The organism is Candidatus Planktophila sp., assembly GCF_046070465.1.
GTDB lineage: Bacteria > Actinomycetota > Actinomycetes > Nanopelagicales > Nanopelagicaceae > Planktophila.
Genome location: NZ_JBJTMK010000065.1, coordinates 1 through 11,214, shown reverse-complemented (window position 1 = coordinate 11,214; position 11,214 = coordinate 1). Strand labels below are relative to the sequence as shown.

Here is an 11,214-nt window from a genome sequence, read left to right as displayed (position 1 = left end):
GTAAGGTAAACTTCATCCACGTTCGCTAGTTAGTTCAATCGCTAGCAAACGCCGACAGCCAGCCGGAGCGCCACAAGTGATTCTCCGGTTCACACAACGGATGGAGTCATTAGATGGCCGTAGATCGCCTAGAAAATATTGTTTCTCTCTCAAAGCGTCGCGGCTTTGTCTTTCCTTCATCTGAAATTTACGGCGGCTTGCGTGCATCATGGGATTACGGCCCACTCGGTGTTGAGGTAAAAAATAACGTGAAGCGCCAGTGGTGGAAATCCATGGTTATGGGACGCGAAGATGTTGTCGGTCTCGACTCGTCAGTGATTTTGGCTCGTGAAGTATGGGAAGCATCAGGACACGTTGCAACATTTAGCGATCCGCTGACAGAGTGCACTGCTTGTCACAAGCGTTACCGCGCTGACCATCTTGAAGAGCAGTACGAGGCAAAGCATAAGAAGAAGCTTGAATCGCTTTCAGAGATGAACTGCCCTGCCTGCGGAAACAAGGGACAGTTCACAACACCAAAGCAGTTCTCTGGCTTGCTCAAGACTTTCCTTGGCCCAGTTGAAGATGAATCAGGACTTGCATATCTTCGCCCAGAAACAGCTCAGGGAATCTTTATTAACTTTGATCAGGTAATGACAACATCACGGAAGAAACCACCATTTGGTATTGGCCAGATTGGTAAGTCATTCCGTAATGAAATTACTCCAGGAAACTTTATTTTCCGTACTCGTGAATTCGAGCAGATGGAGATGGAGTTCTTCGTTGTTCCAGGAACAGATGAAGAGTGGCACAAGTATTGGATTGAGACTCGCCTTGCTTGGTACAAGGATCTCGGAATCAATCCAGAGCGACTTCGTTTATTTGAGCACCCTAAAGAGAAGTTGTCACACTATTCCAAGGGCACAACCGACATTGAATATAAGTTTGAATTCAATGGAACTGAATGGGGCGAACTCGAGGGTATTGCAAACCGCACCGACTTCGACCTGAAGGCTCACTCTGCGGCCTCTGGTAAGGATCTCTCTTACTTCGATCAGGAAAAGAACGAGCGCTGGACGCCATTTGTCATCGAACCGGCAGCGGGCGTTGATCGCTGCGCACTAACATTTATGATGGATGCATACACAGAAGATGAAGCTCCAAACTCAAAGGGCGAGATGGAGAAGCGTGCAGTGATGAAGTTCGATCACCGCATTGCGCCGGTAAAGGCTGCAGTTCTTCCACTTTCTCGCAACGCTGACCTTTCACCAAAAGCGCGCGATCTTGCGGCTCAATTACGTAAGAACTGGAATATAGATTTCGATGATTCAGGTGCAATTGGCCGTCGCTACCGTCGCCAAGATGAAATCGGTACCCCATATTGCATCACCGTTGACTTTGAAACCCTTGAAGATAACGCAGTGACAATTCGCGATCGCGACACAATGGAACAAGAGCGCATCTCAATCGATCAGGTTGAGTCATGGCTTGCACCGAAGTTACTAGGTTGCTAAAACCACTCTCACTTCCGCTTCGGGACGGGGTGCATCAGGTAGATCCACCTGTTGTCCTCGCTCCGATGGCAGGAATCACCAACGCACCATTTCGCATGCTCTGTCGCGAACAAGGCGCTGGCTTATTTGTTTCTGAGATGGTGACAGCACGCGCGCTGTTAGAACGCGTTCCTGAGACGCTGCGCATGATTGAACCAGGTCCGGGCGAATGGCCTCGATCTGTGCAGTTGTATTCGGTCGACCCACACCATATGTCGGAAGCGGTAAAGATGATTGGTCGCGAAAATCTCGCCGACCATATCGATATGAACTTCGGTTGCCCTGTTCCAAAGGTAACTCGCAAAGGCGGGGGAGCAGCGCTTCCGTATAAGCGCAAACTCTTTAGCGCCATTGTGCAAGGTGCAGTTGAAGCTGCCAGACCATTTGGAATTCCTGTAACGGTAAAGATGCGCATCGGCATCGATACCGACTATCACACATATTTAGAAGCTGCAAAGTCAGCGGCAGATGCTGGTGTTGCATGGGTTGCACTGCACGCACGAACAGCAGAGCAGATGTATGAAGGCAAAGCCGATTGGTCGGCGATTGCAAATCTTGTTGAGCATTTGAAACCAACTGGGGTGCCAGTGCTTGGTAACGGGGATATTTGGACTGGCGCGGATGCGGTAGAGATGGTGCAGCAGACGAATTGTGCAGGTGTGGTTGTGGGCCGTGGATGCCTTGGTCGTCCTTGGTTGTTCGCCGATTTAGTGGCAGCGCTACAGGGCAACCAATCACCAGTCCAGCCAACTCTCTTTGAAGTCCGTGAAGTGATGTTCCGCCACGGTGAGTTAATTGTCGATTACTTTGAATCTGAAATCCGTGGCTGTCGTGATCTTCGCAAACATATGGCCTGGTACCTCAAAGGATTCCGTGTTCCTAGCGAGCTCCGCCGCCAATTTGGAATGGTCTCATCACTAGCAGAGCTGCGTTCGCTTCTCAATCAACTCGAAGATCAGCCATACCCCGTTGAAGTTGCGGAAAAACCTCGCGGCCGAACAAGTCATGGTCGTGCACCGACGCTTCCGGACGGTTGGCTGAAAGATCCAGATGAAATGATTCATTTGGAAGCTGAAGATATGTTCTCAGGCGGATGATGTTTAAGCTCATTCGTCGTGTTATTACACTTTTTCTCACCATTGTTATTGCTGTTCCTTGTTACGCACTCTTTGTTACGTGGAACGCTGCACATCACCCCATTATTCGCAGCGCCGAAGTTGTCGTTGTTCCAGGTGCTGCACAATTAAATGGGGCGCCAGGTGATGTTCTTCTTGCTCGGCTTCAAGAAGCGAAACGACTTTATTCATTAGGGCTCACGCCGTTGATAATCACTGTCGGATCTGGCGCACCTGGCGATCGCACAACAGAGGCAGCAGCTGGCGCCTATTGGCTACGCCATAACGGTGTAAAGCGCAGTGCAATCATCTCTATTCCATCCGGTCGTGATACTCGAACCCAAACTGTTGCCTATGTTGCAGAGATGAAGAAGCGCAATCTCACCAACGTTGTCGTCGCAACTGACCCATATCACTGCAACCGCGCCATTACGATGGCAGAAGACCTCGGGGCGATCGCATCATGCTCACCGGTCCAGGAAGGTCCGAATTCATTAAAGAATTCACGTCTTCGCTACTTGGCACGCGAAGCTGGAGCTTATTTGGCGTACATCACCCTCGGGCGACGAGGTATCAATATCAGTGACCATTTACCCAATAGTCCAATATCGATGCAGGGCTTATAAGGTACGGCTATGAGCAGCCAGGTTCCAGGATATTCAACGAGCGATCAAGATCGCTTCTTGGATGAACCTGCAAAACGTGCCGGCCGAACAGAATTTATGCGCGATCGCGCACGCGTTATCCATAGCGCTGCGCTGCGCCGATTGGCGGCGAAGACCCAGGTAGCAGTCCCTTGGGAGAATGACTTTCAGCGCACACGACTTTCACATTCTCTCGAATGCGCGCAAATTGGCCGAGAACTCGGAGAATCTTTAGGGGCAGATCCAGATTTACTAGAGACTGCATGCCTTTCCCACGATTTAGGTCACCCTCCGTTTGGTCACAATGGTGAAGAAGCACTTGCAGAAGTAGCAGTCGATTGCGGTGGCTTTGAAGGTAATGCTCAGAGCTTTAGATTATTAACTCGTATCGAAGCAAAGACAGTTGATCCTCATGGCAAGAGCATCGGCCTTAATCTCACTCGCGCTTCCTTAGATGCTGCAACCAAATACCCATGGAGCAATCAGGTGAATCCACGGAAGTTCGGGGTCTATGCCGATGATGTTGAGATCTTTAATTGGATGCGCATCGGCGCACCAGAAGGTCGCAAGTGCATAGAGGCACAGATCATGGATTGGTCCGATGACTGCGCGTACTCAGTTCACGATCTTGAGGATGCCATCTTTGCTGGCCAAGTGACAGTCAACGATTTCGAGCGTGATTTCGATGTTCTCTATTCAGTGATGGCAACTGATTACAAATCAGATGCAACAAGAGATGAAGCCGCAGCAGCACTTGATCGCCTTGCTTCGCTCTCTTGCTGGCCACGAGGATTTGATCGCACACACGCATCGCTCGCTCGTTTGAAAGACACAACTTCACAGTTAATTGGTCGTTTTGTGGGAGCAGCAGAACGCGAAACTCGTGCAATTCATGGCGCGGGAAATCTCTCTCGCTACAGTGCAAACTTGGCTATTCCTCGCGAAGCAGTCATTGAAGTCGATTTCCTCAAGGCAGTTGCTGGCCACTATTTAATTAATGCGGCGGCATCACAAGAACGTTACGAGAAGCAGCAAGTTGTTGTTCGTGAACTCGTGGAGATGTTGTACGCAAAGGCGCCACTTGAACTCGATCCCATCTTTGAAGATGATTGGAAGAACGCCGCCGATGATGCAGCTCGACTCCGTGTGGTGATTGACCAGATTGCAAGCCTGACTGACCCAGGCGCTTACGCTCTCCATGCACGTTTAAGTGGACTTTCCGGAAGTCGCGGTTAAGGTAGCAACATGAGCGGTCGCATTAGAGATGAAGATGTTCAATACATCCGCGAACGTGCACCTATTGATGAGGTAGTCGGCGATTACGTCCAGCTCAAGAATGCGGGCGGCGGACAGAAGAAGGGCCTCTGCCCATTCCATGATGAGAAGTCACCATCATTTCACGTAACACCCAGCAAGGGTTACTTCCATTGCTTTGGTTGCCAAACCGGTGGAGATGTCATCGCATTCTTAATGAAGATTGACCACCTCTCTTTTACCGAGACAATCGAACGCCTAGCAGATCGCATGGGCTACACACTTCGATATGAAGAATATTCAGGTGGACAGAAAGCTCCCGTAGGAAATCGCTCTCGCTTAGTGGCGGCACATGTTGAAGCTGCAAAGTTCTTTCAACACCTACTCAATACATCTCCAGATGCAGCGATCGGCCGCGAGCTCCTCACAAAGCGCGGGTTCGATCGCGCAGCATGTGAGGCATTCGGAGTTGGCTACGCACCTCAAGGTTGGGATGTATTAACAAAGCATCTGCGTGCACTCAACTTTACAATTGATGAACTCGAGCTCGCAGGACTTTCCAAGATGGGCGAACGAGGCCCGATTGATAAGTTCCGCAATCGCTTGGTCTGGCCGATCAAAGATATTACTGGCGACGTTGTTGGCTTCGGTGCTCGCAAACTTGCCAGCGATGCAGAAGATCAAGGCCCTAAGTACCTCAACACATCGGAGACTCCGATCTATAAGAAGAGCCAAGTCTTGTATGGCCTTGATATGGCGAAGAAAGAGATCGCTAAGAAGCGCCAGGTAGTAGTTGTTGAAGGCTATACAGATGTTATGGCGTGCCACCTCGCCGGCATCACCACTGCGGTGGCTACCTGCGGAACCGCATTTGGCGCAGACCACATTCGCATTATTCGCCGTTTACTCATGGATGATGATGCTTTCCGTGGTGAAGTAATCTTCACATTCGATGGTGATGCCGCAGGCCAGAAAGCTGCCATGCGCGCATTTAATGAAGATCAAAAGTTTGTGACACAGACATTCGTTGCAGTCGAGCCTGACGGTCTAGATCCGTGCGATTTACGTCAGCACAAGGGCGATTTAGCGCTGCGCGATCTCATCGCTCGCCGAATTCCGTTGTTTGAATTTGCGATTAAGACCGAGCTCAGCCAGCACAACCTCAATACCGCTGAAGGCCGTGTCAATGCGCTCAATGCAACTGCGCCACTTGTGAGTCAGATACGCGACAAGTCGCTTCGCCCCGAGTACACACGTTTGCTGGCTGGCTGGCTCGGCGTAGACGTTGAAATCGTTTCTCGCGCGGTTGCGCAAGGAGTAAGGCGAGTTGCACCAACACATGACGCAATCGAAGAGGGCACACCAGAGAACTCTTGGCGCCCAGATCCACTCGAACCAACTTTGATGTTAGAGCGTGAAGTTCTCAAAGCTCGAGTTCAATTGCCAGCGCTAGTTTCAAGCTGGACAACAATTGAAGATGGTTCATTTACTCATCCTGCATATATGGCTCTTGCTGCAACCATTAATTCACTTGGTGCTACGAGAGCATTTACAAGTGAAGAAATTGAAGACCCTCAGATGAAAGCGCTCTTTACAGAATTATCTGTTGAGCCGATTCGTGCTGAGGGAGCAATCACCGAACGGTATGTCTCCAGCATTGTCGCGCGACTTCGTGAAGTTGGAATCAGCCGAGCGATAGCCGATCTCAAATCTCGCCTTCAGCGGCTTAACCCTGTTGAAAATGGGGATGAGTACAACGCCGCATTTGCTCAATTGGTGGCCCTGGAAAGTGCCCGCCGTAGCCTGCATGAACTGGCGGTCGGCAGCCTTTAATTTTGTCGCTCTCCCAGGCGTGCGATAGAGTGCGCTCCGCACGATCCCCGATAGCTCAACGGCAGAGCAGTCGACTGTTAATCGACAGGTTCTTGGTTCGAATCCAAGTCGGGGAGCTCTGCTGTCAGGCTTAAAAATACTCACATCTGCTCAACAGGAAAATCTCAGCCACCTCGGGCACTATGGGCCTCATGAAGAACTTCAAAACCATCATCGCATTTGTAGCAGGTGCAGCAGTAGCCGGAACTATGGCGACTGCTGCAACCACAGCTCCCACAGTCACAGCATGCGCCGATAACCGTACGAAGGCTCTCTATCTTGCTACCAACGGCACATGTTCTCCTTCACGCACAGCAGTAGTCATTGGTGGTGCAAATGGAACGGCAATTGATGCTAAGACTATCGCCTCACTTGTTACACCTTCAGTTGTCTCGATCAAAGTAACGACAACATCAGGAGGCGGTAACGGCTCAGGCTCAATCTATAAGACTTCAGCAACGTCTACTTACATCATCACCAATAACCACGTAGTCGCAGACGCTGCAACTGGCGGAACTATCACCGTTGAACTTGTAAGTGGAGATCAATATAAGGCAGCCATTGTTGGCCGAGATGCCAATTACGATATCGCTGTTCTCAAAATCAATGTTGGCAATCTTCCTGCAATCACACTCGGTGATTCATCTCAGGTGAGTGTCGGTGATCCAGTACTAGCAATCGGTTCGCCCCTTGGCCTTGCCAATACTGTAACCAGTGGAATCGTCTCTTCTCTCAACCGTCCCGTCACAACTGGAACAACTGGGGCAGAGTCTTATGTCAACGCAATACAGACAGATGCAGCGATTAACCCAGGTAATTCTGGTGGCGCTCTTGTCGACGCACAGGGTCGCCAGATTGGAGTTAACTCTGCAATCGCAACTCTGACATCTGGTAGCGCCAGTGGAAATATCGGTCTCGGCTTTTCGATTCCCATCAATGAGGCAAAGCGCATCATTGATGAAATTATCGCGACTGGAAAATCAACTCGACCAGTTCTCGGAGTCTATTTTGACTCTAGCTACACAGGCATCGGCGCAAAGATTTCACGTCTGAGTGCAGGAGAAGGTGCAGAGAAAGCAGGCATTCCTGCCGGTTCAATCATCACTTCAATTAACGGCGTAAAGACAGTCGATGCAGAAAGTGCCATCGTGAAGATTCGCTCCATGGCACCTGGCGCCACAGTTACCGTTACTGTCACTCTGCCAACAGGTGGCGAAAAGACCTTTACTGTGACCCTGGGATCTGCGCCAAGTTCAACTAATTAGTGAACTGAACGAGCTGAAGCTCCTGCACTTGGCAGCGATGTAAAGAAGCGAGGAGCCTTAAAGCCCTTTGCTGCATAGGCAGATCGGATTGCATCTTTCGTAGATTCAATCTGGTCTGCCTTAATCAGCGCAATTGCGCTTCCACCAAAGCCGCCACCAACCATGCGAGCACCGAGTGCGCCTGCCTCACGTGATGCATCCACTGCCTCATCGAGCTCGGCGCAAGAGACGGTGTAATCATCCCGAAGCGAGTTGTGAGATTCGTTGATCAGGCGACCAAGGGTCGTGAAGTCATTGGCACGAAGAGCCGTCACCGCATCTTTAACACGTTGAATTTCCGTAACTGCATGGCGGGCGCGGATGTATTCAGTCTCTGAGATTTCAGTTTTACGAGCATCAAGCACTTCCATCGTTAAGTGGCGCATTGAAGGAATGCCAAACTTTGCAGCTACTGATTCGCATGATGCGCGACGTTCGGCATAGCCGCCATCGACCAGAGCGTGATGTGCCTGTGTATCAATGATCAGGAGTTCAAGTCCAGCTGAGGCAACATCGAACGGGACAGATTCTGTTGTTAAATCGCGGCAATCAAGCAGGAGAGCTGAACCTTCACGACCCATCAGGGAAACCGATTGATCCATGATCCCGCAGGGCATGCCTACGTAATCGTTCTCTGCCTTTTGAGTTGCACGCGCCATATCTTCAAGTGACTTGCCGAGATTAAAGAGAGTATTGAGCCCTACTGCTACTGAGCATTCAAGTGCAGCCGAGGATGAAAGTCCTGCGCCAGATGGAACGTGGCCATCGACCAAGATATCTACGCCCGAGGTAATTCCCATGGTCCAGATGACACCGAGAACATACTTTTCCCATTCGCCAGCGCTGCCGGGTTGAACTTCTTTGATATCAATGGTGAAGATACGGTTCTTTCGTTGCTGTGATGCAATACGTACTAAGCCATCGTTATTGCGCGCAATCGCAGCAAATGTGCGATCTGCAATGGCAAAGGGGAGTACAAAACCTTCGCTGTAATCGATGTGTTCGCCGATGAGATTGACGCGACCTGGTGCTTCAGCAAGAACCTCTGCCTTATGGCCAAAGATTTCTAGAAAGGTATTTTCAAGGCTTGCCATGGCTTACAGCTTTACATCTTTCAACTGCTGCGCAGATTGCTCTGGCTTCATATCCATGATGAAGGCACCCATGGCAGATTCAGAACCGGCAAGGTACTTCAACTTTCCTGGAGCGCGACGTACAGATGTAATCTGCCAATGGAGGCGCAATAGATCGCGGCCTTGGCGAACAGGAGCCTGGTGCCAGGCAGCGATGTATGCCATTTCGATTCCAAAGACACCATCAAGACGTTGCATAACTTCGATTGCAATCGGCGGGAATGAATCACATGCAGCAGGAGAGAGCTCAGTGAGATCTGCAACTGGCTGCAATGGAACAACATGAATCTCAAATGGATAACGTGATGCATAAGGGGTGTAGGCAACCCAATGTTCATTGCGAGCAATAATGCGCACGCCGTCACGAAGTTCGCGAGCCACGACATCGTCAAAGAGAACGTGACCCGTCTTCTCCTTATGTGCTTGAGCGACAGCGAGCATCTTGTGAACGCGTGGTGGCAGGTACGAATATGCGTAAATCTGGCCGTGGGGGTGCGCGAGAGTTACGCCGATTTCTTCACCGCGGTTTTCAAAGGGAGCGATGTGCTCGACATAAGGAAGCGTTGAGAGCTCTGCGGTGCGATCGCGCCATGCCTCAAGAAGGGTGCGTACGCGCTGAGGTGAGAGAGTCTTAAAAGATCCACCGTGATCTCCGGTAAAGCAGATGACTTCACACTTGCCAGCAGCGACACCTTCATCGGTATCTGCACCCACTAGATCAGGCAGAGCAAAATCATCGATGGGCGGGCGAAGCGATGGTGAGCGGTTATCAAAGACAACTACTTCATATTCAGATTCTGGAATTTCAGTAAGGAGTTCGCCAGTAGTCGGGCAGAGGGGACAGAGCTCTTTAGGTGGCAAGAAGATGCGACCTTGGCGGTGAGCTGCCATTGCAACCCATTCGTTGACCAAGGGATCGAGGCGGAGTTCGCCGATACCGGGCTGTTCTTCCTTTTCCCGCTGATCTGCAACTGTTCGAGATTGTCCTGCAGTGTCGTAATAACGAATCGTACGACCGTCATTCATGGTGCGATCGGTACGTATGACTCCTGCTGAAAGTTCTTTAATCTCGTTCATAGTGGCGCAAGCCTATCCCGATTAAGCCCAGTTGAGGGTTCGTTCGATTGCCTTCTTCCATCCTGAATAACCCACTTCACGGATTTCGGCGGTAGTTGTTGGATTCCAACGACGAGATTGTTGCCATTGAGATTTCAATTCATCTGTAGTGGACCAGACTCCGACGGCAAGACCTGCTGCATATGCAGCGCCAAGTGCTGTCGTCTCAGTGATCAGCGGGCGCGTGATATCGATTCCCATAATGTCTGCCTGCATCTGCATACAGAGAGAGTTTGCAGTGATTCCACCATCGACCCGCATCTCGGTCATGGGAACACCTGAGTCTGCAACCATCGCATCCATCACATCGCGAGTCTGGTAACAAATAGCTTCAAGAGCCGCTCGTGCAAGATGTGCCTTAGTCGCTGCGCGTGTTAAGCCGACAATGACACCGCGAGCATCACTGCGCCAGTACGGAGCAAAGAGACCAGAGAAAGCTGGAACAAAGTAGACGCCGGCAGTATCGGTCACAGATGATGCCAAGCTTTCAGTATCTGCAGCATGAGTAATGATGCCCAGCTGATCCCGTAGCCATTGAATTGCAGAACCCGTGACCGCAACAGATCCTTCAAGTGCGTATCGGGCTGGTTGCTCCCCGAATTTGTAACACACTGTTGTCAGCAAACCGTTCTTGGATCGCACGATATCCGTGCCGGTATTGAGCAGAGCGAAGTTTCCTGTGCCATATGTTGTCTTGGATTCTCCGCGATTGAAACAGACCTGACCCACCATTGCTGCTTGTTGGTCGCCCAAGATTCCTGCAATCGGAACTGCAGCACCCAATGGGCCATGTGGGTTTGTGTGAGCGTAAATCTCTGATGATGATTTGATTTCAGGGAGAACTGAACGAGGGACTTCAAGGATGTCGAGAAGTTCTTGATCCCAATCCAGAGTCTCGAGATTCATCAATAATGTGCGGCTCGCGTTGGTGACATCGGTGTAATGAACTCCGCCTTGTGTGCCGCCAGAGAGATTCCACAACAGCCAGCTATCGATAGTGCCAAAGCGGGCGGTTCCTGAAGCAATTGCATCGCGAACAGCGGCTGAGTTTTCAATTAACCAGTGCATCTTGCTGCCAGCAAAGTAAGGAGCAACAGTGAGACCGCTCTTATATTTCAGCGTGGTGCGAGATTGTTCGGAGAGACCTTCAAGATAGGAAGCGGTGCGAACATCCTGCCAGACGATCGCGTTATGAAGTGGCTGGCCGGTAGCTGCATCCCATGCCACTGTGGTCTCACGCTGAT

Annotated in this window: 9 protein-coding genes and 1 tRNA gene; 7 read left to right on the top strand and 3 right to left on the bottom strand. The window is 50.7% G+C overall.

Annotated elements, in window-relative coordinates:
• The first annotated feature begins 113 nt into the window (after nt 1–113).
• From ACKOVI_RS03190 to ACKOVI_RS03160, 7 genes are all read left to right on the top strand, one after another.
• Nucleotides 114–1,493 (top strand): glycine--tRNA ligase, encoded by a 1,380-nt coding sequence (locus ACKOVI_RS03190; RefSeq protein WP_509602586.1) that lies wholly within the window; start codon nt 114–116, stop codon nt 1,491–1,493.
• Entirely contained in the window at nt 1,463–2,629 is a 1,167-nt protein-coding gene (dusB, locus tag ACKOVI_RS03185; protein WP_509602584.1) for a tRNA dihydrouridine synthase DusB, read from the top strand. The genes ACKOVI_RS03190 and dusB overlap by 31 nt, the downstream gene beginning before the upstream one ends.
• Entirely contained in the window at nt 2,626–3,273 is a 648-nt protein-coding gene (locus ACKOVI_RS03180; protein ID WP_509602583.1) for a YdcF family protein, read from the top strand. The genes dusB and ACKOVI_RS03180 overlap by 4 nt, the downstream gene beginning before the upstream one ends.
• A 9-nt stretch (nt 3,274–3,282) precedes the next feature.
• A complete protein-coding gene (locus tag ACKOVI_RS03175) occupies nt 3,283–4,527 on the top strand; it encodes a deoxyguanosinetriphosphate triphosphohydrolase (protein WP_509602582.1) in 1,245 nt (414 codons plus the stop codon).
• Nucleotides 4,528–4,536: 9 nt separating this feature from the next.
• The gene (gene dnaG, locus ACKOVI_RS03170; protein WP_509602581.1) at nt 4,537–6,378 is read left to right on the top strand and encodes a DNA primase; all 1,842 of its coding nucleotides are present in this window, start codon (nt 4,537–4,539) and stop codon (nt 6,376–6,378) included.
• Between the two features lie 44 nt (nt 6,379–6,422).
• Nucleotides 6,423–6,494, top strand: a tRNA-Asn gene (locus ACKOVI_RS03165).
• Between the two features lie 75 nt (nt 6,495–6,569).
• Nucleotides 6,570–7,682, top strand: coding sequence for a S1C family serine protease (locus tag ACKOVI_RS03160; protein ID WP_509602580.1), 1,113 nt, complete (start codon nt 6,570–6,572; stop codon nt 7,680–7,682).
• On the opposite strand, the gene galK is transcribed toward ACKOVI_RS03160, so the two are convergent.
• From galK to glpK, 3 genes are all read right to left on the bottom strand, one after another.
• On the bottom strand, nt 7,679–8,815 hold the full coding sequence (galK, locus tag ACKOVI_RS03155; protein WP_509602579.1) for a galactokinase: 1,137 nt from the start codon (nt 8,813–8,815) through the stop codon (nt 7,679–7,681). The two genes, ACKOVI_RS03160 and galK, sit on opposite strands and share 4 nt — an antisense overlap.
• Before the next feature lie 3 nt (nt 8,816–8,818).
• Nucleotides 8,819–9,931, bottom strand: coding sequence for a galactose-1-phosphate uridylyltransferase (galT, locus tag ACKOVI_RS03150; RefSeq protein ID WP_509602578.1), 1,113 nt, complete (start codon nt 9,929–9,931; stop codon nt 8,819–8,821).
• A 21-nt stretch (nt 9,932–9,952) separates the two neighbouring features.
• Nucleotides 9,953–11,214: glycerol kinase GlpK (glpK, locus tag ACKOVI_RS03145; protein ID WP_509602577.1), on the bottom strand; the 1,262-nt coding region annotated here is incomplete at its 5' end.

What these genes read in the sequence shown, in the direction of transcription:
- galK (WP_509602579.1), bottom strand. Translation starts at nt 8,815, where the DNA reads ATGGCAAGCCTTGAAAATACCTTTCTAGAAATCTTTGGCCATAAGGCA.
- ACKOVI_RS03160 (WP_509602580.1), top strand. Translation starts at nt 6,570, where the DNA reads ATGAAGAACTTCAAAACCATCATCGCATTTGTAGCAGGTGCAGCAGTA.
- dusB (WP_509602584.1), top strand. Translation starts at nt 1,463, where the DNA reads ATGGCTTGCACCGAAGTTACTAGGTTGCTAAAACCACTCTCACTTCCG.
- dnaG (WP_509602581.1), top strand. Translation starts at nt 4,537, where the DNA reads ATGAGCGGTCGCATTAGAGATGAAGATGTTCAATACATCCGCGAACGT.
- ACKOVI_RS03180 (WP_509602583.1), top strand. Translation starts at nt 2,626, where the DNA reads ATGATGTTTAAGCTCATTCGTCGTGTTATTACACTTTTTCTCACCATT.
- galT (WP_509602578.1), bottom strand. Translation starts at nt 9,931, where the DNA reads ATGAACGAGATTAAAGAACTTTCAGCAGGAGTCATACGTACCGATCGC.
- ACKOVI_RS03190 (WP_509602586.1), top strand. Translation starts at nt 114, where the DNA reads ATGGCCGTAGATCGCCTAGAAAATATTGTTTCTCTCTCAAAGCGTCGC.
- ACKOVI_RS03175 (WP_509602582.1), top strand. Translation starts at nt 3,283, where the DNA reads ATGAGCAGCCAGGTTCCAGGATATTCAACGAGCGATCAAGATCGCTTC.